Source organism: Corynebacterium renale (genome assembly GCF_002563965.1).
Lineage (GTDB): Bacteria > Actinomycetota > Actinomycetes > Mycobacteriales > Mycobacteriaceae > Corynebacterium > Corynebacterium renale.
This window is the reverse complement of record NZ_PDJF01000001.1, coordinates 1,990,645-2,016,460: the sequence shown is the minus strand read 5'-3', so window position 1 is coordinate 2,016,460 and position 25,816 is coordinate 1,990,645. Positions and strand designations below refer to the sequence as shown.

Below are 25,816 nucleotides of genomic sequence, written 5' to 3'. Positions count from 1 at the left end.
TTAAAGGGAGGCTCAATGAGCGACTACTATAGCAATATCGTTGTTGGTACTGATGGAACGAAGTCTTCGCTCCTCGCAGTTGAACGCGCAGCCAAGATGGCAGCAGCTTTCGATGCCACACTGATTATTGGCAGCGCTTACTACGAGTCTGAAGAAGAAGCATCTAAGACTTTGCGCCAGGATTCCGTCACCGTTTTGGGTGATGATACCGCGCAGAAGAACCTCGACGCGGCTAAGGAATTCGCAGAACAGTGGGCGAAAACCGTCGAAACCAAGATTCGCCGTGGGACTCCAGTTCAGGCGCTTATGGAGATTGTCAAGGAAGTTGACGCCGAACTACTCGTCGTCGGTAACCGTGGCATCAACTCCCTGACCGGCCGCCTTTTGGGCTCCGTACCTGCTGATGTTGCCCGTCAGTCCGATTGCGACGTCATGATTGTGCACACCGTCGGCTAATTCTCGCCCTCGACCTCGGGTAACGTGCCTACGATTGTCAGCGTCTGCGTTGCCCGAGTCAACGCAACATACAGGTCATTAAGACCTTGCGGTGACTGCGCCACAATCTGATCAGCGTCTACGATAATGACGTGATCGAATTCCAGACCCTTAACGCCATGAACATTGTCAGGACCAATGACAATTGTGCTGCGTTGAGGGTCTGCTGCGTTGAACTGTGCCACAATCTCCTCCGGAGAAGTATCGGGTGAGACCCAGCGCACCGCATCAGGGACCGCCCGGATACTGGTAGTGGGGCCGGCGTCCGGTGCAAGGAGGCTTCCGTACCGCTGCGCCACATCCATGATCTCTTGCGGGGTACGGTAATTTACCGTCAATTGGTGTACCCGGAACCGATCTGCCACGAACGGTTCCAAAGCCTCCGCCCAGGTATCCACACCTGCGGGTGCACCCGTCTGCGCCGTATCGCCTACAAGCGTCATCCACCTAGCAGGGGAGCGCCGGAATACCATACGCCACTCCATCGGGGTGAGCTCTTGAGCTTCATCCACAATCACGTGACCATAAGCCCAATTACGGTCTGCGGCCGCGCGCTGTGCCGTCGAGCGATAGTCAGTCCGCTCATGTCGTGCGGCAAGCGATTCGGCGTCGATCAAGTCATAGGCGCCTAAATATTCGGCCTCGAACGCATCGTCGTCGTTGTCAGTGTTGGCCGAGCCCTGCAAAATATCCAACGCGTCTTGCGCCTCTTCGACGAGCCTACGACGCTCCTTTTCGGCAGCCTTCCGCTTCTCTTCCTCATCCTCCACGCCAATCAGAACAGCGAGTTCGTCGAGAAGCGCAGCATCCGACGTAGACCAACCGGTGAATCCTTCACGGTAGAGCGCCTCTTGAGTTTCCGCATCATATCCCGCGGCAGCGCGAGCAATGCGGGCACGGTCAGTCAAGAGGTCTTCAAGAGCTTTCTCCGGAGTGAGTTCCGGCCACTGCTCGTCCATGAATTGCTTCACGACGGTCTCTTCCGCGAGATCGTCATGCAACTGATCCACATCAGCAACGCTGAGCAAGTTTTTCCCGCCGAGCGGATCTCTACCAATAACGTCCGCCATATGCTCGGCCAAACCGTCGAGGAACGAGTCCTGGAAAACGGCGCGGGCCTCATTGTGTGGCCGACGGCTTCTCCTAGCCCTAGTACGAGCTTTCGCAACCATCTGAGGGGATACTGTGAGCGCCAAAGAGTCAACACGCAGCGTCTCCGGAGTTTCTGGCACCAATTGGTAATCGCGGACGGCTTCTTTCAGAATTGTTACCATTTCAGCACTGCCCTTGATTTCCTGGGTCAGTAGGGAGTCCTCAATCGTCCCATCTACGCCGGGGTAGAGGCCACTGACGGTAGACAGGACCACACCAGTCTCACCCAACTCTGGAAGCACATGGGAAATGTAGTCCAAGAACGTGCTGTTAGGCCCTATAATCAGAACGCCCTGAGCCGACAATTGTTCCCGCCACGTGTAGAGCAAATAAGCCACGCGGTGGAGTGCAACAGCGGTCTTGCCCGTGCCCGGCCCACCTTCCACAACCATGACGCCACGATGCTGATCCCGAATAATAGTGTCCTGTTCACGCTGAATCGTTTCGACGATACTGTGCATTCGATCAGTACGGGCACGGTTCATGGCGAAGCGAAGTGCGGCTTCTGAGCCAACATTGGCCAAAGCGTCGTCATTGATGTGTTCAACGGCGGCTAAATGCTCGTCATTGATGGCGACGACGTCGCGGGACTTCATCCGGATGTTGCGCCTTAGATGAACGCCTTCAGGGTGCGCAGTGGTAGCCAGGTAGAACGGGCGTGCTTGGGGTGCTCGCCAATCCAGCAGGAGAGTGCGATAATTGTCGTCACGGTCATCAAGACCTAATCGACCCACGTAGCGCCGGTCTAGGCCCGGTTTTTCTGGTACTGGATTATCACCGTAACCGTGAGGATCTTCAACATCGATCCGTCCAAAAACGAGACCCATTTGGGCGACCGTGAGTTTATCTAGCTTTGCATTCAAGGCATGGTATTCAGTCTCACGTTGGACTAGCGCCTCCGCCTTAGGATTAGCGGGATCTATATTGAGCTCAACCTCGCTGAGTTTCCGCTGTGCTTCCGATACTTCGGCATCGAGCCGGCGGAAAAGCATATCCACATACCGCTGTTCAGCTCGGAGCTCCGACTCGTTGTCGTTGCGGGAGGATGGGGCGTTCGATTCGCTCACAACAAGACACCTTTCAAATACCTACAGCAGTGGGGAAGAAGAACCACCATACATAAAAAATGGTGGCACCCGTATCCGGGCACCACCACCTGAGGAAAAGGCTTACAAGGAGACGTTCTTCAACTTCTTCTGAGCCTTGCCGAGGGCCTTATCGGCCTGCTTCTGCAACTTGTTAGCCCTCTTATCAGCCTTCTTTGCAGCGCGACCAGAGGCGTCCTGTGCTTTCTCAAGCGCCTCATCGGCCTTGTCTTGTGCCTTACCAGCAGCCTTAACTACCTTCTTCTTCGCAGTCTTCGCGTTGGATTGAGCAGCTTTCAGCCAATCCTCAGAGTTGTCTTCGAAGAAGTCCTTGGCTTGCTGGGCGTAACCAGAGATTGTGGAGCCAACCTTCTGTGCGCCCTCCCGTGCAGCGTCGGCCCAGTCATCCTTGTTGTCTTCCACGTAATTCTTCGCGTCTTGGGCGAAGTCTTTCGCGTCTTGTGCGGTATCGCTAAACCAGGAAGAAACGTTGTCGGTGAACTTCTCTGTCTCAGACTTAGTAGGAAGAGCAGCTTGGACCTTCTTACCGGTTTGCTTAGCTGCATTCTCTGCGCGCCACTTCAGTCCAGGCTTGCCTTCGGTATCAGCTGCAGTGATTGCGACGCCACCGAGAAGCCCAAGGTGGGCGAGGAAGCCGGTGCGGCGTTCGGACTTCTTATCCTCATCCTGAGTCTCCCAGAAAGCGTACTCTCCGAGCAGAGTAGGAACAGTGGTCAATGCCAACACCGTTGCGGAGAGGCGAGGCGCCTTGCCCAGTGCAAGAAGGGAACCAGCGCCGACCTTCGTGCCACCGAGAACACGAGTAACCAGCTCCGCGTCTTGCGGGACCTGGCGTGCGTACGTGCGGGGGAGTAGCCCGCGAACTCGGTTGAGAACCGCTTCCGTACCTTCAACATGCTTGTTGGTGTTAATCAGGGCATCAGCGCCCTCAACAACGTACACGGAAGCCAGTAGTGGACGTGCAATCTTACGAATCATGATGATCTGCTCTCCTTCGAGCTTCGTTACGAATGTCCCAACAACTTTACAGACTTTTGAAAGTTTTCGCCGACACTACAGGTGGTAAGGGACACAAGATATACAAGGTATGTCAGGTTTACCAGCGGCGTTCCCACCAGGTCTCCAAGTGAGGGCGCTCCGCCCCCAACGTAGTTGAAGCGCCGTGGCCTGGGTGAACGATGGTCTCATCGGGGAACTCGTCAAAGATTCGAGTCTTGACGTCGTTAAATAGGCGTACGAAGTCACTATCGGACGTGGTCTTGCCGAGGCCGCCGGGAAAGAGGCTGTCGCCTACGAAAATATGAGGCGTGTCATCAATGACAGTCGAAACTGCAGCCCCGCCAGGGGTGTGGCCACGAAGGATAATAACCGGCAGTTCCACACCTGCATGCGTAATTACTTCCCCGTGGTCAAGCTCGACGTCCACTGGGGCTGGCAGCGCAGGGCTATCAAGAAATGGGGCGTAGTGGGTAGCGCCCGTCTTTTCTAGGATTTCTTCTAGCGCGCGTGTATGGTCTGCGTGCCGGTGGGTAGTCAGTACTTTAGTAATTTTCACGCCCGCGTCTTCTGCCATAGTCAGTAGCTTGTCGGCGTTGTCGGCAGCGTCGATAAGCAAACCTTCGCCATCGCCGCAGAGGAGGTAGCAGTTGTTGTCCATCTCGGAGACGGATACAGAATGGAGTGTTAGTTCTTGAGCCATGCCACCACTGTAGCGATTCGTTTCTTTTGATGATGTGCATGCAATTCGTGCACTTCGTTGGTATGTTCGAAAGGGTAACTGTGGAGTCGACGTTGCACAGGTAGTTATAGACGGCTGCAGTCGGTGAGGCAGTGGCGTATCCTGGGCAGGATATCGCCATCGCGATTGGATGGTCGGGAACTCCGCATCCGGTGGTTGGCGTCCGCATTAATTGATAAAGCACGCGCGTCGAGAACGTGCACTACAACAGAAGTTTAAGGAAAAATATCGTGGCAGAACGCCTCATAGTACGTGGAGCACGCGAGCATAACCTCAAGGGAGTAGACGTTGACCTACCGCGCGACGCGATGGTCGTCTTTACTGGTTTATCTGGCTCGGGTAAATCTTCGCTTGCCTTTGACACCATCTTTGCCGAAGGCCAACGCAGGTACATTGAGTCTTTATCGTCCTATGCGCGTATGTTCCTTGGCCAGATGGACAAGCCAGACGTAGATTTTATTGAAGGGCTTTCACCAGCGGTTTCCATCGACCAAAAGTCTACTAACCGCAACCCGCGATCGACCGTAGGCACCATCACTGAAGTCTACGATTACCTCCGACTCCTTTTCTCTCGCGCAGGTACCGCGCATTGTCCTAAGTGCGACGAACCAATCGCGCGTCAGACTCCGCAGCAAATCGTAGACTCCGTACTTGCTGGCGAAGAGGGCGAAAAATTTCAGGTGTTGGCGCCAGTGGTTCGCACCCGAAAAGGCGAATTTGTCGATCTTTTTGAGGACTTGGCTTCCCAAGGTTTTGCTCGTGTGAACGTGGATGGGGAAACGTACCAGCTATCCGACCCGCCGAAGCTGAAAAAGCAGATTAAGCACAATATTGACGTGGTCGTGGACCGCCTCCAGGTCAAGGATTCACAGAAGCAGCGCTTGACGGATTCTGTGGAAACTGCTTTAAAGCTTGCCGACGGCCTCGTGGTCATCGATTACGTAAAGAGGGAAGAAAACCGGTTCATCCCGTACTCGGAAAAAATGGCTTGCCCGAACGGCCACATTTTGGACATTGATGAGCTCGAGCCACGTTCATTTTCCTTCAACAACCCCTACGGCGCGTGCCCTGCCTGCGACGGGTTGGGCACCACCATCGAAATCGATGAAGACCTACTGATCCCGGACCCAGACGCCCCAGTAGTCAACTCGGTGCAGCCCTGGAACTCTAGCCCTAATAAAAAGTACTTCTTCACCTTGATTGAGGCTCTGGCAAAGGAGCTTGGATTCGATCCTCAGACGCCGTATTCAGAACTGAGCGCTAAAGACCGGAAAGCGCTGATTAACGGCACTTCGACAAAGGTGTCCGTGCGCTACAAAAACCGCTTCGGCCGCCAACGCTCGTGGACAGCACCATTCGAAGGCGTGAAAGGATACCTCCACCGCAAACTCGAACAAGCAGAAAGCGAACACGCTAAGGAGCGTTATCTTGCGTACACCCGTGAGATTCCATGCCCAACATGCGGTGGTACCCGCCTCAAGCCAGAAATTCTCGCAGTTCGCTTGAGCAACCAGGAAGGTCGAGAACTTAGTATTGCAGGTCTTACCGAGCTGTCCATTGTGGATGCCTCGGCATATCTCGACGATCTCAAGCTTGGCCACCGCGAGGAGATTATCGCCGGTGCAGTCCTCAAGGAGATCCAAGCGCGCCTTCACTTCTTACTCGACGTCGGCTTGGAATACCTCACACTTAATCGTGCCGCAGGGACCCTATCTGGTGGTGAGGCCCAGCGTATCCGACTAGCGACTCAGATTGGTTCCGGTCTTGCTGGCGTTCTCTATGTTCTGGACGAACCATCCATCGGGCTGCACCAGCGAGACAATCAGAGGCTTATTAAGACCTTGGAGAATCTCCGAGATTTGGGAAACACGCTCATTGTGGTCGAGCACGATGAGGATACGATTCGCAAGGCAGATTACATTGTCGACGTGGGCCCGCGTGCCGGCGAATACGGCGGAGAGATCGTTTACCAAGGAAAGCCAAAGGGTTTACTTGAAGCAGAGGATTCGCTGACGGGCGCCTATCTGTCGGGCAAAAAGAAGATTGGCGTGCCAGACCATCGTCGCGACATTGATAAAGATCGTTGCCTGACGGTTGTCGGCGCACGGGAAAACAACCTCAAAGGCATTGACGTTACGTTCCCATTGGGAGTCCTTACGTGCGTGACCGGTGTCTCGGGGTCAGGTAAATCGACGCTGGTCAACCAGATTCTGGCTAAGGTGCTTGCCAACGAGCTCAATCGCGCCCGGCAGGTGCCAGGACGGGCACGTCGCGTTGACGGCCTCGACAACTTGGACAAGCTTGTTCAGGTGGACCAGTCGCCAATCGGCCGCACGCCACGCTCCAACCCGGCTACGTACACGGGCGTCTTTGACAAGATTCGCAATCTTTTTGCGGAAACGCCCGAGGCCAAGGTGCGTGGTTACAAACCAGGGCGCTTCTCATTCAACGTCAAAGGCGGGCGCTGTGAAGCTTGCCAAGGCGACGGCACGCTGAAAATCGAGATGAATTTCTTGCCGGACGTGTATGTGCCGTGCGAAGTGTGTCAAGGCCAGCGCTATAACCGTGAAACCCTTGAGGTCAAGTACAAAGGCAAGAACATTGCCGAAGTGCTGAACATGCCTATTGGCGAGGCCGCTGAATTCTTCGAATCCATCCAATCGATCCATCGTTTCCTCAACACGCTCGTCGAGGTCGGTTTGGGATACGTTCGCCTCGGCCAAGCAGCCACGACGCTTTCCGGCGGTGAAGCCCAGCGCGTGAAGTTGGCATCGGAACTGCAGAAACGCTCTAATGGGCGAACAATCTACATCTTGGACGAGCCCACAACTGGGTTGCACTTCGAAGATATTCGCAAGTTACTCTTGGTGATTCAAGGACTCGTAGATAAGGGCAATTCAGTCATCATCATCGAGCACAACCTGGATGTGATTAAGTGTGCGGACTGGATCATCGACATGGGGCCAGAAGGTGGCGCCGGAGGCGGCACAGTAGTGGCACAGGGAACCCCTGAGGATGTGGCTAAAGTCAAGGGCTCCTATACCGGACAATTCCTCGCGGAAATGCTCTAGGAGGTTCTCAAAAGAGTCGTATTTAGGTACCGTGCGAAACTAATGTTCCTATTGTGGTCAACAGTATTGGCCCACTAGGGTGATGGCTATGGAAAAAGACGACGATACTCAATCGCTTCCTCGCGTTGATGTCCCGGACGATCCGCCGCGGATGGGCAACACGTGGGACGATGGTTACGCCGGATTGACTCGTCAGCAATATGGCACGCCTGCCGCGCACCAGAACTTTTCAGGCCGTCCGGTCGAAGGAGGAGCGGGCTATGCGGAACATGTTGCTCACGGTCCGGTTCAGCGTCAATCCAACCCATGGAAGACTGTAGTCATATTCTTGCTGCTTATCGTCGGCGCAATAGTTTTGGCGTGGTTTGTGTACACCCAATTTCTCACACCATCTCAGGGGTCAGGCGCCAAGACGGCTCCAGTGACGACAACGGTCATCGTTGAAGAAACAACCGTCGTGGAAGCCTCACAGCCGGCTCCTGAGCAGCGGTTGCCTGACAAGGAACCCTCTGCGCCACGTTCCCAGGCGCCAACTTCTCAATTTCAGGTGCCTACCGACGCTCAACCATGCGGACTCACTGGAGTTTTTGCGATTTACCGAGGCTCTGAAAACACCACGTGTGGCTTTGCGGAAAACACCGCGATAGCAATGGAATTGAATCGAGGTCAGTCCGGCACTGTTGCAGTCAAGGTGAATTCACCTACTACGCAACTGGCATATGACATGAGGTGTAGTTACCGCGATCGTGATTCATATGTTTGCACAGGTGGAGACAATGCAGTTGTCTATTTAGAACATCGGTAAAGCTCAACGGTAGGAGTAGCTCGGGATGACGCCTCGTAGCGTGGGGATAACATAATTTGCATACCCGACGGTGAGTGTGTATCATATCTATCACTACCGCCCGTTGGCGCACACGCGTCAGGGCTACAAGAGGAGTACATCCCACCTCACGCCGCCACACAAGGTTGGTTAAAGGTCACATCGGTAGAAATACCGGTAGCAACATGTATTCCTGTTCCTTAGTCGTAGGGAGCAGGTTTTTTGTTGCGGGGGTCCCCTCAGGTGTAGCGCGGTACGTTAACCACTATTTCTGCAACTTGAGGAGTTCACAATCAGCGCTGAAGCTCGTATTAATGAGCGTATCCGAGTCCCCGAGGTTCGCCTCGTAGGCCCCAGTGGGGAACAGGTCGGCATTGTCCGAATTGAGGATGCGTTGAAGCTCGCCGAGGAAGCTGACCTCGACTTGGTTGAGGTCGCAGCTCGCGCTAAACCGCCGGTCTGCAAGATTATGGACTACGGCAAGTACCGTTACGAGCAAGCTCAGAAAGCTCGTGAGGCACGTCGCAATCAGCAGCAGACTGTCGTCAAGGAACAGAAACTACGTCCCAAGATCGATCAGCACGATTACGAGACGAAGCGTGGCAACGTGATCCGCTTCCTTGAAAAAGGGTCCAAGGTGAAGGTCACCATCATGTTCCGTGGTCGCGAACAGTCGCGTCCGGAGCTTGGTTACCGCCTCCTTGAGCGTCTTGCTGACGACGTCGCCGAGTACGGCGTCGTAGAAAGCAAGCCTAAACAAGATGGTCGCAACATGACCATGGTGTTTGGCCCAGTGCGTAACAAGGGCAAGAAGTAGTCAACAGTTTCCCCTCACAAGTTTAAGGATCAGGCATGAAGCAGAAGACCCACAAGGGCACCGCGAAGCGCGTGAAGATCACCGGCTCGGGCAAGCTGCGCCGTGAGCAAGCAGGCCGTCGTCACCTGCTCGAGGGTAAGCCCTCGACCCGCACCCGTCGCCTGAAGGGCACCGTTGACGTGGCACCGGCAGACACCAAGCGCGTCAAGCGTCTGCTGGGTAAGGCATAAGCCACCCGTTCAACCCCACCCCTTATCAACCTCAAAGATAAATTAAGGAAGTATCACCGTGGCACGAGTTAAGCGGTCAGTAAACGCCAAGAAGAAGCGTCGCGATATTCTGAAGTCCGCCAAGGGTTACCGTGGCCAGCGTTCCCGCCTCTACCGTAAGGCTAAGGAACAGTGGTTGCACTCGATGACCTACGCTTACAACGATCGTCGTAAGCGTAAGAACGAGTTCCGTAAGCTGTGGATCCAGCGCATCAACGCTGCTGCTCGTATGAACGGCATCACCTACAACCGTCTCATCCAGGGCCTCAAGCTCGCTGAGATCGATGTAGACCGCAAGATCCTTGCAGAGCTGGCTGTCAATGACTTTGACACCTTCTCCGCAATCTGCGAAGCAGCGAAGAACGCACTCCCAGAGGACGTCAACGCTCCAAAGGCTGCCTAAACCAGCCTAGGCACACGCCGGAAACAATCAACCCCACTTTCCATCGTGGAAGTGGGGTTGACGCGTATCACCGCCAGAAAACTGGTTTGCTAGATTGAACTCATGCACCTTGACTTTGACAATGCTTTCACCGAACGCACCCCACGCGTCGTTAACGCCTCGAAACTGCACCGGGCAGCACAGCGCAGGAAAGTAAAGCGATTCATCGTTGAAGGTGAAAACTCCGTGGAGGCAGCCGTTTCTACAGGTGCAGCCACCGACGTCTTCGTTACCGAAGATGCAGCTATCCGGTATGAGGAAGTTTTGCGTACTGCCGGGTACCTCAACGTCTATGTTCATCCAATCACCGATAAAGCTGCGAAGCTGCTATCGGACACGGTTACGCCACAAGGTATTTTCGCGGTGTGTGAACCAGTCTTGTGGTCCGTTCCCAAAGCGCTACGGAAGCCGCGTCTGGTGAGCGTCCCGGTCCAAACTTCTGAGCCTGGTAACGCAGGTACCCTCATTCGCAACGCGGATTCCATGGGGGCTGATGCAGTCATTTTTGCCGGTGACACCGTTGATCCTCAAAGTTCTAAAGCTGTCCGTGCCTCAGCTGGATCGTTGTTTCACCTGCCTGTTGCCCGTGATCGTGATATTTATCGGCTGCTCGGACAGCTTCGCGACGCCGGCCTGACGATCCTGGCAACCGCGGCTGATGGGGAAGTAGACCTCGACGATGCTGACGAACTTCTTGCCCAGCCAACGGCATGGCTCTTTGGTAATGAAGCGCATGGGCTTAGCGAAGAAATCCTGGCTCAGGCTGATCACCGCGTACGCATCCCGATTCGAGGCCGTGCCGAGTCCCTGAACTTAGCTACGGCCTCCGCAATTTGCCTGTACCAGTCCGCGCGCGTGCAGGCGCGCGCTGATAAGCAGACAGCGCTGGGAGAGGACGACTCCGCTGGCTTCGGGGAGGACTAAGAGGCGTTTCCCGTGGTCGTCGATAAGCATCAACTCGTCCACGAATCTGTTGCTACCATAGGAGCCATGAAACTTTCAGCACGTAATCAACTTCGCGGAACTGTAACTGCAATTGAAGAAGGTGCGGTTAATGGTCTGGTCACCATTAAGCTCGATGGCACTGAACAGGAAGTGACTGCTTCCATCACCAACCGTTCCATCGAGGAGCTTGGTTTGGAAGTGGGCAAGCCAGCAATCGCCGTTATCAAGTCCAGCGAAGTCATGGTTGGCATCGACGACTAATAATAGTTTGGCTCGTACCAGCTAAACATATGCACCCGTTCCACCGCGCGATGGTGGAACGGGTATATTTGTTTAGCATCGTAGAAGCATCCAGATATGCAGTAGCGAAGAGTTGAAGGCCACACGCCAGATAAGAAAGGTCGAATACAGGTGCAGGACAACACCGCAAATAGCGCCCCAGTGGAGCTGACAGAACAGGCGTTAGAGGAAGCAGCATCGGCTGCTATTAACGCATTCGAGTCTGCATCCAACCTCGATGAATTAGCGCAGGCCCGTCACGATCACCTTGGCGATGCCGCTCCCATCCCACAAGCGCGCCGATCGCTGGGAAGTATTCCGAAAGAACAGCGGAAAGACGCGGGTCGTTTGGTGAACATGGCGCGTGGCAAGGTTGAAAAACGTTTCGGTGAAGTTAAAGCCGAACTCGAGGAGAAGCGAAACGCGGAAATCCTAGAGGCAGAGAAAGTGGACGTAACCGTTCCTACTACTCGCCGTCAGACTGGTGCGCTGCACCCAATTACCACGCTGTCTGAGACGATCGCCGACATTTTCGTCGGCATGGGATGGGAGATTTCAGAAGGGCCCGAGCTCGAAGCCGAATACTTCAACTTCGATGCTCTGAACTTCATCCCGGACCATCCGGCACGTACTCTGCAGGATACCTTCTACCTTGGTGAAGAAGGCTCTCGCCAAATCCTGCGCACGCACACCTCTCCAGTCCAGGTGCGCACCATGCTCGAACGTGATGTGCCACTGTACATTGCCTGCCCAGGACGTGTGTTCCGTACCGATGAACTGGATGCAACCCATACCCCGGTATTCCACCAGGTAGAAGGCTTGGCGGTAGACAAGGGGCTCACCATGGCCCATTTGCGTGGCACTTTGGACCACTTGGCGCAGCAACTATTCGGCCCTGATACTCACACTCGTATGCGCACCAACTACTTCCCGTTCACGGAGCCTTCTGCTGAGGTTGATGTCTGGTTCCCGAATAAGAAGGGTGGCGCCGGCTGGATTGAATGGGGCGGTTGTGGCATGGTCAACCCTGCTGTTCTCCGTGCGGTAGGCGTGGACCCCGAGGAGTATTCGGGTTTCGCATTCGGAATGGGGCTCGAGCGTACACTTCAATTCCGTAATGGACTGTCTGATATGCGCGACATGGTCGAAGGCGACATCCGCTTCTCCCTGCCATTCGGCATTCAAGCCTAAGAAGTCTCCAGTGGCGCGGCACAACAGGGGCAGCGCCAGATCGTCTATAAACAGCCATATTTCTTATTTGAAGGTGTTTTAACCATGTTGATTTCCCAAAACTGGGTTACCCGAATCTTGGGCCACGCGAATCCCGGCTGGTCTGTTTCTGCTGAGGATTTAGATAGTGGTTTCGTGCGCGTAGGCTTTGAGACCGAAGGCTATGAGGCCATTGAGGAAACCTCCGGACCACTTGTTATTGGCCGGGTGGAAACCATTGAAGAGCTAACCGGCTTCAAGAAACCTATTCGTTTCTGCCACCTTGATGTGGGGCAAGCTAACGGCACGGGCGAACTTCAAGAGATTGTTTGTGGTGCTCGCAATTTCGCGGAGGGCGACTATGTAGTTGTCTCGCTTCCTGGGGCAGTCTTGCCTGGAGGATTTGCGATCGCAGCCCGCAAGACCTACGACCACATGTCTAACGGCATGATCTGCTCGGCTGCTGAGCTCGGGCTTGCCTCACAGCAGACAACCGGCATCATTAACCTGGGCAAAGACTCTTCTGCCTTCGGTTTAAACCCCGGCGATGACGCACGGGACTTCCTAGGTCTTAACGACACGATCTTCGACGTCAACGTCACTCCAGACCGTGGCTATGCATTGTCTGCTCGAGGCATGGTCCGAGAGCTGGCCTCGGCGTTTAATATCACGCTTGTCGACGTCGCTGCTAACCCCGAAGCCGCTGGCCACAGCATTAACGTCCCCGCTGTGTCTGGTGAAATTCTTGATGTGACCATCGATGACGACACGCAGACTCGTCGCTTCGGTCTGCGAGCTGTTCGGGGAATTGATCCAAGTATTGAATCCCCGTACTGGATGCAGGAGCAATTGCTGAAATGCGGTGCCCGCCCAGTCAACCTGGCGACTGACGTGACCAACTACGTAATGTTCCTGCTTGGGCAGCCTATGCACGCCTTCGACGCAGATCAGATTTCAGGTGGCCTGCATATCCGCAAGGCAAAGCCAGGGGAGAAGCTGCGTACCTTGGACCACGTTGACCGTGAGCTATCCGATGACGACGTCATCATCGCCGATAACAACGGCATCCAGTCCATCGCCGGCGTCATGGGTGGAAACACCTCTGAAATTTCGGACGCCACAACGAACGTATACCTAGAGTCCGCGACGTGGGACCCACTATCGGTGGCCCGTGCCTCCCGGAGGCACAAGTTGTCGTCGGAGGCTTCGCGACGTTTCGAGCGTGAAGTTGATCCTGCACTGGTAGAGGTTTCGCTGGACTTAGCGGCAACTCTGCTGGCTGAACTCGGAGGTGGTGAAGTAGCGGCCGGACGCACTCTCATTGGCAGCATCCCTGAACCTGCTCCGATCGAGATGGACGTGCATTTCCCTTCCGAAGTAGCAGGTGTTGAATATCCTGCCGACACTGTGATTAACCGCTTGGAGGAAGTCGGTTGCACGGTGGAACGAGGCGCTGGTGACTTGCTCAAAGTCACTCCACCAACGTGGCGTGGCGACCTTTCAGTGAAGGTTGACTTGGTAGAAGAAGTATTGCGCCTCGAAGGTCTGGAGAGTATTCCATCTATCCTGCCTACCCCTGTGGGCGGTCGTGGGCTGTCTCCGCAGCAGAAGCGTCGCCGGGCAGTTGGGCATGCGCTAGCTTACAACGGTTACGCTGAAGTTCTGCCAACGCCGTTCATCGCTAACGATACCTTTGATGTCTGGGGTCTGGATGCGGATGATCGTCGTCGACAAGCAGTTGTCGTCCAGAATCCCTTGGAAAAAGATTATGGCATTATCGGTACGACGCTGTTGCCGTCGATGCTGGATTCAGTTGCGCGAAATGTTGCACGTGGACGCAAAGATATGCAGCTCTTCGGTATCCAGCAGGTTGCGTTCGCTGGTGCGGCGCAGTCGCCGATGCCCGACGTTTCTTCACGTCCAAGCGATGCTGACATCACGGAGCTTGTAGATTCTTTGCCGCAACAACCTCTGCACGTGGTTACAGTCGGTACTGGTGAAACGGATTACAGTGGTCCCTGGGGCGAAGGACGGCCATACACCTACGCTGATGCAATTGAATCGGCCCGCGTGGTAGCGCGCGCAGCAGGTGTTGAACTTGAGGTAGCTCAAGGTGAAAAGTTGCCGTGGCACCCGGGTCGATGCGCACAACTACGTGTCGGTGAAGAAATCATTGGTTATGCCGGCGAGTTGCACCCGCAGGTTATCGCCCGGCTAGGCTTGCCGGCTCGCGTGTGCGCGATGGAGCTAGATCTCACCGCCGTGGTTTTCGACGAAGTTCTCCCAGCCCCGACGTTGTCTGCGTTCCCCGCCTTGCACCAGGATTTAGCGCTCATTGTTGATGAGGAAGTTCCCGCTGAGCAGGTTCGTAGGCTGATCTCTGAAGGTGCCGGAGACTTGCTCGAAGACGTGGAGTTGTTCGACATCTATCGCTCGGACTCCTTGGGCGAAGGCAAAAAGTCCTTGGCTTTCTCCTTGCTGTTCCGTGCGCAAGATCGAACGTTGACAGATGAAGAAGCTAATGAGGCTCGCCTCGAGGCTGCGAAGCATGCCCGCGAGGTAGTGGGCGCTGAAATGCGCGGATAGTATCCCACTTTTATTTCCCCGGTTGCGGTTTATAGCAACCGGGTTTCTGTATATCTACCCCCGTATGTGTGCATAATTTGCAATCAAATGCATAAAGAGTAGTCTTGGAGCATGACAAAAACAGTTGCAATTGCAGGAGTATCTGGATATGCAGGCGCGGAGATTCTCCGCCTCCTGCTTTCGCACCCAGAATATGTTGCGGGGAACCTGCAACTAGGATCCGTAACAGGAAACTCTAATGCTGGGAACACACTGGGTAGCTTGCTTCCTCATATTCCAGAGTTGGCACATAAGACAGTGGAACCTACCTCTGTGTCTATCCTGGAAGGCTACGATGTCGTATTTATGTGTTTGCCGCATGGCCATTCGATGGAATTGGCGCAGCAACTCCCGGATAGCACTGTGGTCATTGACTGTGCCGCGGATTTCCGCTTGAAGTCACAGGAAGAATGGGACAGGTATTACGCTGATTCGCACGATTATGCTGGTAGCTGGCCTTACGGGTTGCCGGAACTGCCAGGTAACCGTACCCAATTGCGCGGTGCTCACCGTATTGCGGTTCCGGGATGCTTTCCGACGGGCGCCTCTCTTTCCCTGTATCCGGCCGTCCAGGCAGGGATTGTGGAGCCTGACTTCGCCGTGACATCCATTACCGGAGTATCCGGAGCAGGCAAGAAAGCTTCGGTAAGCATGCTCGGTGCTGAAACTATAGGTTCAGTCAAAGCCTATGGGGTTGGGGGAGTGCATCGTCATGTGCCCGAGATCATCCAAAATCTCGAGCAGGTTAGCTCTGGAAAATCGGTGAGTGTTAGCTTTACGCCCGTCTTAGCGCCGATGACTCGCGGTATTCTCACGGTCGCAAGCGCTCCGCTTAATGGGGCCCATACTGAAGAAGACGTACGGCGTGTTTACGCTGAAGCTTACGCGGATGAATCGTGTGTTTATTTGCTGCCCGCCGGGCTGCAACCGCAGACTAAGTCCGTGGCGGGGGCGAACGTATGCCAAGTGCAAGTGGCGGTCGATGAACGCGCAGGACGTTTGCTTGTCACTGCAGCGATTGACAATCTGACCAAAGGAACTGCCGGCGCAGCGATTCAGTGCATGAACCTTGCACTTGATTTCCAAGAAACCGCTGGGCTCCCACTCATCGGTCTGGCACCCTAAACCGTAAGAATTTCCACGCTCAAACAACGCATCTAAACAAGGAGGGCACCCATGGCATCTGTGACAACGCCCAAGGGCTTCACCGCATCTGCTGTAGCTGCAGGAATTAAACCATCCGGCAACCCCGACATGGCCTTAGTGGTCAACAATGGTCCACAGTGGGCATCGGCTGCTGTGTTCACACAAAATCGGGTTTTCGCCGCCCCAGTTAAAGTGACCCGTGAGGCTGTTGCTCACGGCACACTAAAAGCTGTGGTCTACAACGCTGGCAACGCGAACGCCTGCACGGGTGCTCCCGGTGTCAACGATGCGCGCGAGATGCAGCAGCTGGTCGCAGACGCAATAGAGGTGCACAAGCAAGAGGTCGGTGTGTGCTCCACAGGTCTCATTGGTGAACCACTTCCGATGAGCAATATTCGCTCTGGAATAGCGTCCCTGACTAGCAACTTAGGCGACTACGGTGAAGACGCTGCTGAGGCAATCATGACTACTGATACGGTCAAGAAAGAAGCGTCTTATCAAGCAGATGGCTGGACCGTTGCCGCTATGGGGAAGGGCGTAGGCATGATGGCACCATCATTGGCCACCATGCTGGTGCTTATCACCACCGATGCTGTCGTCAGTAGTGAAACCTTAGACCGAGCGCTCAAGAACGCGACACCATCGACGTTCGATGCGATTGATATTGACGGTTCAACCTCAACTAACGACACCGTTATTGCCCTTGCTTCGGGTGCTTCCGGTATTGAGCCCGACGCCACTGAATTCAAGGAAGCAATTTACTCAGTGTGCAAAGACATCGCAGAGCAAATGCAAGCGGATGCCGAGGGAGTAACTAAGCGAGTGACGGTGCGTGTTACCGGTACCACCAGCGATGTACAAGCACGGAATGCGGCTAGGACCGTGGCCCGCGACAACTTGTTTAAATGTGCCATGTTTGGATCAGACCCCAACTGGGGGCGAGTGCTCGCAGCTGTTGGCATGGCAGACGCGGATATGGACGCAGAAAATATTGCCGTAAGTTTTAACGGTCACGCTGTGTGCAAAGAATCAACCGCTGTCCCCGGCGCGCGTGACGTGGACCTCAGCGGTGTAGAGATCGAAGTACACATTGACCTCGGGACTGGCGGTCCCGGCGATGCACACGTGCGGACCACAGATCTTTCCCATGACTACGTCGAAATTAATTCGGCTTACAGCAGCTAAAGGATCTAGCCGTCTGTGTCGCAGACGTTGAATTGAAGGAAATTATGGAAATACATCCGCCGGTTTTGAACAGCGCAATGCGTGCCGAAGTTCTTGCTGAGGCATTGCCGTGGCTCCAGTTTTTTCAAGACAAAGTAGTAGTGGTCAAATACGGCGGAAACGCCATGATCGATGAAGAACTCAAAGCAGCGTTTGCCGCAGACATGGTTCTTCTGCGAACAGTTGGGGCAAAACCCGTTGTCGTCCACGGGGGTGGTCCGCAGATTACCGCCATGCTGCAGAAGGTAGGTATTCCCACCGAATTTAGAGGTGGCTTCAGAGTCACGACGCCAGAAGTGATAGAGATCATCCGAATGGTTCTTTTCGGCCAGGTCGGACGTGAGCTGGTCAACCTAATTAATTCTCACGGCCCTTATGCTGTAGGTACGTCAGGTGAGGATGCTGGACTTTTTACCGCTAAAAAGAAGGCGGTTTATGAAGATGGCGAACTCGTTGATGTCGGCCTGGTCGGTGAAATTACCAATGTCGATCCTACGTCTCTAACAGATCTTATCGAAGCGGGACGCATCCCGGTGGTATCTACGATTTCTCCTGGTGAAGACGGAGAAATTTACAACATCAATGCTGATACCGCAGCTGGTGCTTTAGCCACAGCGCTCGATGCCGAACGCCTTGTCATGCTTACTAATGTTGCTGGTTTATACACAGACTGGCCACGAACAGAATCTCTTGTCTCGCGGATTGAAATCGATGCATTGCGAGAACTCATGCCAGGACTTGATTCAGGCATGATTCCTAAAATGGAAGCATGCCTGCAGGCAGTCGAAGGTGGAGTGCGGGCAGCACACGTGATTGACGGCCGCCAACCTCACTCAGTCATTCTAGAACTATTGACCATGGGTGGTATTGGAACCATGGTCCTACCGAATGACTTCAACCGCGCACATTACCCCGATAGCACTGCATTCAGGAAGAAAGAAGACTAATGACTACCGCTGAGCACAACCACACTTCGCTATGGTCAGATGTTCTGATGAACACCTACGGGACACCGCCTCTCAAAGTGGTCAAAGGCCAAGGGGCTACGCTATACAGTGACACTGGGGATGATTACATTGACTTCCTTGGTGGTATCGCCGTCAACTCCTTGGGTTATGCGCATCCGACTGTCGTGGAAGCAGTTTCACACCAAGTTGCACAACTTGCTCATGTATCCAATATCTTGGCTTCACCGCCAGTCATTGAACTCGGTGCCCAGCTGATTAAACGTTTTGTACAAGCCGCACAAGAAGTTCCTTGCAAAGATGAAGTTAGCGACACTGCACGCGTTTTCTTCTGCAATTCGGGCGCGGAAGCCAATGAAGCTGCATTCAAGATAGCTCGCGCCACAGGGCGTTCACGGATCTTGGCAGCGAAGATGGGCTTCCACGGCCGCACTATGGGCGCTTTGGCGCTGACGGGGCAGCCCGATAAGCGGAAGAAGTTCGAGCCCGTCGCCGCCGGAGTTGAGTATTACCCCTACAACGACTTGGACTATGTGACCAAACTTGTAGAAATCAATGCCGGCGACGTTGCTGCAATCTTCCTGGAGCCAATCCAAGGTGAAACCGGAGTCATTCCAGCTGATGCAGAATTTTTGCAAGGTCTACGGGCACTATGCGACGAGTACGGAATCCTACTAGTCGTCGATGAAGTGCAAACCGGCATCGGTCGAACGGGACAGTTCTTCGGCTTCGAAGCTGCACACATAGTTCCAGATGTCATCACCATGGCCAAAGGACTCGGAGCAGGCCTTCCGATAGGAGCCTGTATGGCTCGAGGCAATGCGGCAAAACTGCTTGAACCTGGAGATCATGGCACCACTTTTGGCGGCAATCCAGTGTGTTGTGCAGCGGGTAACGCAGTTTTGCACACGATTGATGACACTTTCTTAGAACGTGTTCAAGAAGCCGGGGACGCAATGCGAAAGCGCCTGTCGACAATTGATCTTGTAGACAGCGTCCGAGGCCGTGGTCTCATGTTGGGAGCGGTACTCAATCAGCCTCTTGCCAAGGAAATCGTGAATAAGGCCTGGGAACACGGGGTAATTCTCAACGCACCAAGTGACACCGTGTTGCGCTTTGTCCCGCCTCTAGTGATTACTGACCAGGAAATTACACTAGGGCTAGATCGCCTTGAAGCTACGATTACCGATGTAAAGAAAGATGCAAAAAAGAATGATTAATTCGAAGACAGGCGTTCGCCATTTTCTCGCAGACGACGACCTCACCCCAGAAGAACAAGCCGAGGTTCTCTCTTTGGCCTTAGAGCTCAAGAAAGATCCTTTCTCACAGCAACCACTAGCTGGTCCTCAGTCCGTTGCTGTTCTGTTTGATAAGACCTCAACCCGCACGCGATTCTCTTTTGACGCTGGCATCGCTCAATTAGGCGGTCATGCAATTGTTACTGAAACCGCAAATTCACAGATGGGTAAAGGCGAGACGTACCAAGACACTGGCGCAGTTCTTTCCCGCTTTGTGAAAGCCATTGTGTGGCGTACTTTCGCTCACCAGAATTTGCTTGATATGGCAGAAACGGCGACGGTCCCGATTGTTAATGCACTGTCAGATGACCTTCACCCGTGCCAAATTTTGGCAGATTTGGTGACGTGCATCGAGAACTTGTGCCCCGAAGAAGGGCCGGCTGGCCTGCGTGGTAAGACTATGGCTTATCTCGGTGACGGTAACAACAACATGGCAAATTCGTACCTTATTGGTTGCGCTACCGCCGGGATGAACATCTCAATCATTGCCCCTGAAGGATTCCAGCCACAAGCGCAATTCGTGGACCGAGCACACGCCATAGCTGACATGACGGGTGCCAAGATTCTAGTTAGCGCCGATGTGGATGATGTCGAAGGCGCAAATGTGGTTCTCACAGATACGTGGGTTTCAATGGGGATGGAAGCTGACGGCCTAGACCGTGAAACACCATTCCGCCCGTATCAAGTTACGGAAGAAATAATGCAGCGCGCAGGCGAAGATTCAATCTTCCTGCATTGTCTGCCCGCATATCGAGGTAAAGAAGTTGCTGCTGAAGTTATCGACGGGCCGCGTTCTCGTGTATTTGACGAAGCTGAAAATCGTCTTCACGCGCAGAAAGCTCTTCTAGTCTGGCTACTTGCGCATCAGCCGGAGGCGTAAGTGGGCACACACTACTCAACACCGAGCAGCGCTGAGGGTGAATTGAGCACTACGCTCACGGCGCCCAGCAGGACAGCACGGCAGGCTATGATTGTGGAAATTTTAGGCCATGAGGCAGTGCATAGTCAGCAGCAACTGTCACAGATTCTACGGTCCCAAGGAATCGCAATCACGCAAGCTTCTTTATCGCGCGATCTAGATGAACTTGGCGCCCGAAAGTTTAAACCGCGTGAAGGTAAGGCCTACTACGTGCTCGACGAACAGATTGATTACGCCGAGCCAACAAACTCCGGTCCGATGGCAAAGCTTCGGCGCATGCTTGAGGAGCTTGTCGTGGCAGTTGATTCCTCCGGTGCCACGCTAGTAGTGAGAACCCCACCTGGGGCTGCGCAATATTTGGCAAGCATCATTGACCGTGCAGGTGTACATCAAGTCGTCGGTTGTATTGCTGGTGATGACACAATTTTCGCGCTTGCCAGAGAGCCTCTAACGGGGCTTGAACTTTGGGATGTGCTCCGCGGAGATATATCCGTAGATGTAGTGAATCGAAAAAGAAACTAACCATCGCATACGTGCGACCCCTGACCTCCAAAGAAAGGTGGGGAAGCGGTAAGGTGTTACCGAGCGAGTGCACCAATGCGAAGCCTGTTCGGCGGAGACGAACAGGCACACTCAAACTTAAAGATTTGTACAAGGAGAAAAGATGTCTAATCGTGTAGTTCTGGCATATTCAGGTGGCCTGGATACCTCAGTTGCTATCCCTTACCTGGGCAAGATGCTCGAAGGCGACGTTGTCGCTGTAGCACTCGATCTTGGTCAGGGTGGCGAGGACATGGAGTCGGTTCGCCAGCGTGCACTCGATTGTGGCGCGGCAGAGGCAGTCGTGATCGATGCCAAGGACGAGTTCGCTAACGAGTACTGCTTGCCAACCATTCAGGCGAATGGCATGTACATGAAGCAATACCCTTTGGTATCCGCAATCTCCCGTCCACTAATCGTTAAGCACCTAGTAGAGGCTGCAAAGGAATTCGGTGGCACCCACGTTGCACACGGCTGCACCGGTAAGGGCAATGACCAGGTGCGCTTTGAGGTCGGCTTCATGGATACCGCCCCCGAGCTCGAGATTGTCGCGCCTGCACGCGACTATGCGTGGACCCGCGACAAAGCCATCGCGTTTGCGGAAGAAATTGACCTTCCTATTGAGCAGTCCACGAAGTCTCCATTCTCCATCGACCAAAACGTGTGGGGTCGCGCAATCGAGACAGGCTACCTCGAGGACCTATGGAATGCCCCAACCAAGGATATCTACGCCTACACCGAAGACCCAGCTCTGGGTAACGCCCCAGATGAACTGGTCATCTCCTTTGAGTCTGGCAAGCCAGTAGCTATCGACGGTCGTCCTGTCACTGTTCTCGAAGCTATTGAGGAACTCAACCGTCGCGCTGGCGCGCAAGGTGTAGGCCGCCTGGATATGGTTGAAGACCGTCTAGTAGGCATCAAGTCCCGCGAAATCTACGAGGCACCTGGTGCTATCACTCTGATTACTGCGCACTCAGCATTGGAAGACGTAACGCTAGAACGTGAACTCGCACGCTACAAGCGACTCGTCGAAGCTCGTTGGTCCGAAGAGGTATACGACGGCCTATGGTTCGGTCCGCTGAAGCGTTCCCTCGACGCTTTCATTGCTTCCACTCAGGAGCACGTCACAGGCGATATTCGTATTGTGCTTCATGCCGGCAAGGTCACAGTCAACGGTCGTCGTTCCAACCACTCGCTGTACGACTTCAACCTGGCTACCTACGACACTGGCGATACCTTCGACCAAACCTTGGCAAAGGGCTTCGTGCAGTTGCACGGCCTCTCCTCCAAGATCGCGAATAAGCGCGACCGCGAGGCGCAGTAAATGCAGAAACACGGAACTAACGAAGGTGCTTTGTGGGGCGGGCGTTTCTCCGGTGGTCCTTCCGAGGCAATGTTTGCGCTCAGCGTTTCCACCCATTTTGACTGGGTGCTAGCACCCTACGACGTCCTTGCTTCAAAAGCTCACGCCAGAGTGCTACACAAGGCTGGTCTTCTCAGCGACGCTGACTTTGAGACGATGCTCGAGGGATTGGATCAGCTCGGCCAAGACGTCGCGGACGGAAGCTTCAAGCCAGCACCATCGGACGAAGACGTTCATGGGGCCATGGAACGTGGTCTCATCGAGCGTGTTGGGCCCGAAGTCGGCGGGCGCCTGCGTGCCGGCCGGTCCCGTAATGACCAAGTTGCAACATTGTTCCGGATGTGGGTTCGCGACGCCATCCGTGGTGTCGCAGCTGACGTCACGGATTTGGTCGCAGCTCTCTCCGCGCAAGCGAAAGCACACCCGGATGCAATCATGCCAGGTAAGACCCACTTCCAGGCAGCTCAGCCAATTCTTCTGGCCCATTCGCTGTTGGCACACGCCCAACCACTTTTGCGCGATATCAACCGTTTGCAGGACCTCGACAAGCGTCTAGCTATCTCGCCTTACGGGTCCGGCGCGTTGGCTGGTAGTTCCCTTCATCTGGATCCTGATGCGATTGCTGAAGAACTAGGTTTCGACGCAGCCGCCGAGAACTCACTCGACGCAACCGCCTCACGCGATTTTGCTGCAGAAACCGCATATGTTCTGGCGCAAATTGCAGTTGACATGTCACGCCTCGCTGAGGAGATTATCGCCTGGTGTACGCCAGAATTTGGGTACGTCACTCTTGACGACGCGTGGTCGACCGGATCGTCAATCATGCCACAAAAGAAGAACCCAGACGTACCGGAGTTAGTTCGTGGCAAGACCGGACGACTCATCGGCAATCTTGCAGGTCTGATGGCCACGCTAAAGGCAATGCCCTTGGCCTACAACCGTGACCTTCAGGAAGATAAAGAGCCCATCGTCGATTCTGTCCAGCAGCTCAGCCTGCTCCTGCCGGCGTTGACAGGTTTGGTGTCCACGCTTACCTTCCATGAAGACCGCATGCGCGAGCTTGCACCACGCGGTTACACGCTTGCTACTGACTTGGCTGAATGGATGGTTCGTCAGGGAGTTCCATTCCGGGAAGCCCACGAAGCTTCCGGCGCGTGTGTCCGGATTGCTGAGTCCCGGGGCGTTGACCTCATCGACTTGACGGACGAGGAACTTCAGAGCGTCGATAAGCGCTTGACTCCCGAGGTGCGTACAGTGCTCACGATTGACGGCGCCGTCGCATCGCGATCAACTCACGGTGGTACGGCAGGGGTTCGCGTTGCTGAACAACGCGAACGAGTAGACGTTTTGAACAGCGAATACAAACAGTGGGCATCGACCCCTGTTCGCTCCTAAAAACCTACTTACCGGCTACAGACCCGCGCAGACAAAGGTTTGCGCGGGTCTGTAGTATCTAGGGCATGAGTCTTGATCCTAAGTTGCTTGAGGTTTTGGCCTGCCCACAAGATAAGGGCCCACTGCGATATCTGGAGGAAGAAAACCTCCTGGTAAACGAGCGCCTGGGACGTGCCTATCGTATTGACGACGGTATCCCGGTCCTCCTCATTGATGAAGCAACTGACTGGCCAGCGAAATAGGCCTGAAAGGAAATAGAGATGAATATTGTCGACGAACTGTCATGGCGTGGACTAATCAATCAGTCCACAGACCTAGATTCGCTGCGCGCGCACGCGGAAGAAGGTCCTATCACCCTGTACTGTGGTTTTGACCCCACAGGTCCTTCACTGCATGCGGGGCACTTGGTTCCCCTGCTGATGTTGGCGCGTTTCCAGCGTGCCGGCCATAACCCGTTAGTTCTTGCTGGCGGTGCGACCGGCATGATTGGCGACCCTCGTGACGTAGGGGAGCGGTCAATGAACTCTGCGGATACCGTCGCTGACTGGGCACAGCGCATCACCGGACAACTACAGCGTTTCGTCTCCTTTGAGGGCGATCACAAGGCAACCCTTGTCAACAATGCAGACTGGATCAACGAGATGTCTGTCATTACGTTCCTGCGTGATGTTGGCAAACACTTCTCGCTAAACACGATGCTCTCGCGAGATACCGTGAAGCGACGTCTTGAGAACGACGGAATTTCGTACACCGAGTTTTCCTACATGTTGCTGCAAGCAAACGATTACGTTCACCTGCGCAAGAACTACAATTGCACACTGCAAGTCGGTGGTGGCGACCAATGGGGCAACCTTGTTGCCGGTGTTGATTTGAATCGACGTGTGGATGGGACCACGGTCCACGCGCTAACGGTGCCACTAGTCACAGATTCCGAAGGCAAGAAGTTCGGCAAGTCAACCGGTGGCGGATCCCTATGGCTGGACCCAGAGATGACCAGCCCGTACAAGTGGTACCAGTACTTCATTAACACCGCTGACGCTGACGTCATTCAATACCTACGCTGGTTCACCTTCCTTAACCAGGAAGAAATCGCTGAGTTGTCTAAGGCAGTTGAAGAACGTCCGTTTGCGCGTGAAGCCCAGCGCACCTTGGCTCGTGAGATGACCAACTTGGTCCACGGCGAAGATGCCACGAAGGCCGTCGAACTTGCCTCTCAGGCACTATTCGGTAAAGCCGACCTGCATGACCTAGATGCTAAGACACTCGAAAGCGCAGTCTCAGAAACAGATGTATTCGAGCTAAACGACGGCGCACCCTGCACGGCAATCGACCTACTAGTAGGAACGGGTCTTGTTGAATCTCGAGGAGCAGCACGCCGCGCAATCAAGGAAGGTGGCGCCTACGTCAACAACACTCGTATTGAAAACGAGGAATGGGAGCCAGCTGCGGATGACTTTCTCCATGGCCAATGGCTCGTACTGCGTCGCGGCAAGAAAAACTTCGCAGGCGTAAAGCGCGTTTAGGCGTTTAGTTCAATCCATTCAGTCACAAACCCGTGGGTTTACCTGCTGGTTTGTGTTGTTTCCGGGGTGTGTGTAAGTTTATGTCTCGTTGCCGACGAGGTCACCACAACACAGTGTGTGTGGGTGATGGTTGGTGAACATGCTGGGGGTTTACTTCACGTTTGCTTGTTTGTAATCGTGTGTGGTAGGCTCCTGGGACATTGCAATCGCACTGATTGGCACTCGTAAAACTTGTGAGTGTTGGTGGTGTGTGTTGTGGTTGTGTGAGAACTCAATAGTGTGCCAATGTACTTTTATTATTTTTGTTACTGGTTACATTGCGCCTGACACGTACTGGTTCGTATGACTGGTGGTGTTGGGGTGTGACTGGTCGAGTGTGTGGTGTGGGTTAACACCTGTGGCTCGTTAAATATGATCATGGTGTGCCTAACTATGTTTGACCACATTGGTTTCTTGTTCATGCACCCCCGTG

The 25,816-nt window shown here is 54.3% G+C and carries 23 protein-coding genes; 20 read left to right on the top strand and 3 right to left on the bottom strand.

What is annotated here, in order from left to right; genetic code table 11:
- Nucleotides 1-15 precede the first annotated feature (15 nt).
- Nucleotides 16-456: a universal stress protein gene (locus ATK06_RS09430; protein WP_048381296.1), complete on the top strand. Its 441-nt coding sequence runs from the start codon at nucleotides 16-18 to the stop codon at nucleotides 454-456.
- Here ATK06_RS09430 and ATK06_RS09425 read toward each other — a convergent pair.
- The 3 genes from ATK06_RS09425 to ATK06_RS09415 form a co-directional block, all read right to left on the bottom strand.
- Complete coding sequence (locus ATK06_RS09425; protein WP_408608287.1) at nucleotides 453-2,714, bottom strand: HelD family protein; 2,262 nt, start codon at nucleotides 2,712-2,714, stop codon at nucleotides 453-455. The two genes, ATK06_RS09430 and ATK06_RS09425, sit on opposite strands and share 4 nt — an antisense overlap.
- A 102-nt stretch (nucleotides 2,715-2,816) precedes the next feature.
- A complete protein-coding gene (locus tag ATK06_RS09420) occupies nucleotides 2,817-3,731 on the bottom strand; it encodes a DoxX family protein (protein ID WP_098389240.1) in 915 nt (304 codons plus the stop codon).
- Nucleotides 3,732-3,849: 118 nt separating this feature from the next.
- Nucleotides 3,850-4,452 (bottom strand): MBL fold metallo-hydrolase, encoded by a 603-nt coding sequence (locus tag ATK06_RS09415; protein ID WP_048381298.1) that lies wholly within the window; start codon nucleotides 4,450-4,452, stop codon nucleotides 3,850-3,852.
- Nucleotides 4,453-4,721: 269 nt separating this feature from the next.
- Between ATK06_RS09415 and uvrA the strand changes: the two genes are divergently transcribed.
- The 19 genes from uvrA to tyrS all read left to right on the top strand — a co-directional run bounded on the left by uvrA (nucleotide 4,722) and on the right by tyrS (nucleotide 25,344).
- Nucleotides 4,722-7,562 carry an excinuclease ABC subunit UvrA gene (gene uvrA, locus ATK06_RS09410; protein WP_048381301.1) on the top strand — a complete coding sequence of 947 codons (2,841 nt, stop codon included), beginning with the start codon at nucleotides 4,722-4,724 and terminating at the stop codon, nucleotides 7,560-7,562.
- An 88-nt stretch (nucleotides 7,563-7,650) separates the two neighbouring features.
- Complete coding sequence (locus ATK06_RS11125; RefSeq protein WP_143341414.1) at nucleotides 7,651-8,367, top strand: hypothetical protein; 717 nt, start codon at nucleotides 7,651-7,653, stop codon at nucleotides 8,365-8,367.
- 289 nt (nucleotides 8,368-8,656) lie between these two features.
- Nucleotides 8,657-9,202, top strand: a complete 546-nt coding sequence (gene infC, locus ATK06_RS09405) for a translation initiation factor IF-3 (protein WP_083986167.1) — start codon at nucleotides 8,657-8,659, stop codon at nucleotides 9,200-9,202.
- A 35-nt stretch (nucleotides 9,203-9,237) separates the two neighbouring features.
- On the top strand, nucleotides 9,238-9,432 hold the full coding sequence (gene rpmI / locus ATK06_RS09400; protein ID WP_048381304.1) for a 50S ribosomal protein L35: 195 nt from the start codon (nucleotides 9,238-9,240) through the stop codon (nucleotides 9,430-9,432).
- 58 nt (nucleotides 9,433-9,490) lie between these two features.
- Nucleotides 9,491-9,874 (top strand): 50S ribosomal protein L20, encoded by a 384-nt coding sequence (rplT, locus tag ATK06_RS09395; RefSeq protein ID WP_048381306.1) that lies wholly within the window; start codon nucleotides 9,491-9,493, stop codon nucleotides 9,872-9,874.
- Nucleotides 9,875-9,976: 102 nt separating this feature from the next.
- Nucleotides 9,977-10,837 carry a TrmH family RNA methyltransferase gene (locus ATK06_RS09390; protein WP_048381308.1) on the top strand — a complete coding sequence of 287 codons (861 nt, stop codon included), beginning with the start codon at nucleotides 9,977-9,979 and terminating at the stop codon, nucleotides 10,835-10,837.
- 66 nt (nucleotides 10,838-10,903) lie between these two features.
- Nucleotides 10,904-11,119 (top strand): TOBE domain-containing protein, encoded by a 216-nt coding sequence (locus ATK06_RS09385; RefSeq protein ID WP_048381328.1) that lies wholly within the window; start codon nucleotides 10,904-10,906, stop codon nucleotides 11,117-11,119.
- A gap of 150 nt (nucleotides 11,120-11,269) precedes the next feature.
- Complete coding sequence (pheS, locus tag ATK06_RS09380) at nucleotides 11,270-12,328, top strand: phenylalanine--tRNA ligase subunit alpha (RefSeq protein ID WP_098389239.1); 1,059 nt, start codon at nucleotides 11,270-11,272, stop codon at nucleotides 12,326-12,328.
- Between the two features lie 84 nt (nucleotides 12,329-12,412).
- On the top strand, nucleotides 12,413-14,932 hold the full coding sequence (pheT, locus tag ATK06_RS09375) for a phenylalanine--tRNA ligase subunit beta (RefSeq protein WP_098389238.1): 2,520 nt from the start codon (nucleotides 12,413-12,415) through the stop codon (nucleotides 14,930-14,932).
- A 111-nt stretch (nucleotides 14,933-15,043) separates the two neighbouring features.
- Nucleotides 15,044-16,096 (top strand): N-acetyl-gamma-glutamyl-phosphate reductase, encoded by a 1,053-nt coding sequence (argC, locus tag ATK06_RS09370; RefSeq protein ID WP_048381311.1) that lies wholly within the window; start codon nucleotides 15,044-15,046, stop codon nucleotides 16,094-16,096.
- A 51-nt stretch (nucleotides 16,097-16,147) separates the two neighbouring features.
- On the top strand, nucleotides 16,148-17,302 hold the full coding sequence (argJ, locus tag ATK06_RS09365) for a bifunctional glutamate N-acetyltransferase/amino-acid acetyltransferase ArgJ (RefSeq protein WP_048381313.1): 1,155 nt from the start codon (nucleotides 16,148-16,150) through the stop codon (nucleotides 17,300-17,302).
- Nucleotides 17,303-17,346: 44 nt separating this feature from the next.
- On the top strand, nucleotides 17,347-18,288 hold the full coding sequence (gene argB, locus ATK06_RS09360) for an acetylglutamate kinase (RefSeq protein ID WP_048381315.1): 942 nt from the start codon (nucleotides 17,347-17,349) through the stop codon (nucleotides 18,286-18,288).
- Nucleotides 18,288-19,526, top strand: coding sequence for an acetylornithine transaminase (locus ATK06_RS09355; RefSeq protein WP_098389237.1), 1,239 nt, complete (start codon nucleotides 18,288-18,290; stop codon nucleotides 19,524-19,526). Before argB ends, ATK06_RS09355 begins: the two co-directional genes overlap by 1 nt.
- A complete protein-coding gene (gene argF, locus ATK06_RS09350) occupies nucleotides 19,519-20,484 on the top strand; it encodes an ornithine carbamoyltransferase (RefSeq protein WP_048381319.1) in 966 nt (321 codons plus the stop codon). The genes ATK06_RS09355 and argF overlap by 8 nt, the downstream gene beginning before the upstream one ends.
- A gap of 42 nt (nucleotides 20,485-20,526) precedes the next feature.
- Nucleotides 20,527-21,045, top strand: coding sequence for an arginine repressor (argR, locus tag ATK06_RS09345; RefSeq protein ID WP_272913505.1), 519 nt, complete (start codon nucleotides 20,527-20,529; stop codon nucleotides 21,043-21,045).
- 142 nt (nucleotides 21,046-21,187) lie between these two features.
- Nucleotides 21,188-22,387 (top strand): argininosuccinate synthase, encoded by a 1,200-nt coding sequence (locus ATK06_RS09340; protein ID WP_048381320.1) that lies wholly within the window; start codon nucleotides 21,188-21,190, stop codon nucleotides 22,385-22,387.
- Entirely contained in the window at nucleotides 22,388-23,821 is a 1,434-nt protein-coding gene (gene argH / locus ATK06_RS09335) for an argininosuccinate lyase (protein ID WP_098389236.1), read from the top strand. It begins immediately after the preceding gene.
- A gap of 65 nt (nucleotides 23,822-23,886) precedes the next feature.
- Nucleotides 23,887-24,063 carry a Trm112 family protein gene (locus ATK06_RS09330; RefSeq protein ID WP_048381322.1) on the top strand — a complete coding sequence of 59 codons (177 nt, stop codon included), beginning with the start codon at nucleotides 23,887-23,889 and terminating at the stop codon, nucleotides 24,061-24,063.
- A 12-nt stretch (nucleotides 24,064-24,075) separates the two neighbouring features.
- Nucleotides 24,076-25,344 carry a tyrosine--tRNA ligase gene (gene tyrS, locus ATK06_RS09325; RefSeq protein WP_197712636.1) on the top strand — a complete coding sequence of 423 codons (1,269 nt, stop codon included), beginning with the start codon at nucleotides 24,076-24,078 and terminating at the stop codon, nucleotides 25,342-25,344.
- The last annotated feature ends 472 nt before the right edge of the window (nucleotides 25,345-25,816 follow it).

What these genes read in the sequence shown, in the direction of transcription:
- ATK06_RS09430 (WP_048381296.1), top strand. Translation starts at nt 16, where the DNA reads ATGAGCGACTACTATAGCAATATCGTTGTTGGTACTGATGGAACGAAG.
- ATK06_RS09420 (WP_098389240.1), bottom strand. Translation starts at nt 3,731, where the DNA reads ATGATTCGTAAGATTGCACGTCCACTACTGGCTTCCGTGTACGTTGTT.
- ATK06_RS09415 (WP_048381298.1), bottom strand. Translation starts at nt 4,452, where the DNA reads ATGGCTCAAGAACTAACACTCCATTCTGTATCCGTCTCCGAGATGGAC.
- ATK06_RS11125 (WP_143341414.1), top strand. Translation starts at nt 7,651, where the DNA reads ATGGAAAAAGACGACGATACTCAATCGCTTCCTCGCGTTGATGTCCCG.
- rpmI (WP_048381304.1), top strand. Translation starts at nt 9,238, where the DNA reads ATGAAGCAGAAGACCCACAAGGGCACCGCGAAGCGCGTGAAGATCACC.
- ATK06_RS09390 (WP_048381308.1), top strand. Translation starts at nt 9,977, where the DNA reads ATGCACCTTGACTTTGACAATGCTTTCACCGAACGCACCCCACGCGTC.
- ATK06_RS09385 (WP_048381328.1), top strand. Translation starts at nt 10,904, where the DNA reads ATGAAACTTTCAGCACGTAATCAACTTCGCGGAACTGTAACTGCAATT.
- pheT (WP_098389238.1), top strand. Translation starts at nt 12,413, where the DNA reads ATGTTGATTTCCCAAAACTGGGTTACCCGAATCTTGGGCCACGCGAAT.
- argC (WP_048381311.1), top strand. Translation starts at nt 15,044, where the DNA reads ATGACAAAAACAGTTGCAATTGCAGGAGTATCTGGATATGCAGGCGCG.
- argJ (WP_048381313.1), top strand. Translation starts at nt 16,148, where the DNA reads ATGGCATCTGTGACAACGCCCAAGGGCTTCACCGCATCTGCTGTAGCT.
- argB (WP_048381315.1), top strand. Translation starts at nt 17,347, where the DNA reads ATGGAAATACATCCGCCGGTTTTGAACAGCGCAATGCGTGCCGAAGTT.
- ATK06_RS09355 (WP_098389237.1), top strand. Translation starts at nt 18,288, where the DNA reads ATGACTACCGCTGAGCACAACCACACTTCGCTATGGTCAGATGTTCTG.
- argF (WP_048381319.1), top strand. Translation starts at nt 19,519, where the DNA reads ATGATTAATTCGAAGACAGGCGTTCGCCATTTTCTCGCAGACGACGAC.
- ATK06_RS09340 (WP_048381320.1), top strand. Translation starts at nt 21,188, where the DNA reads ATGTCTAATCGTGTAGTTCTGGCATATTCAGGTGGCCTGGATACCTCA.
- argH (WP_098389236.1), top strand. Translation starts at nt 22,388, where the DNA reads ATGCAGAAACACGGAACTAACGAAGGTGCTTTGTGGGGCGGGCGTTTC.
- ATK06_RS09330 (WP_048381322.1), top strand. Translation starts at nt 23,887, where the DNA reads ATGAGTCTTGATCCTAAGTTGCTTGAGGTTTTGGCCTGCCCACAAGAT.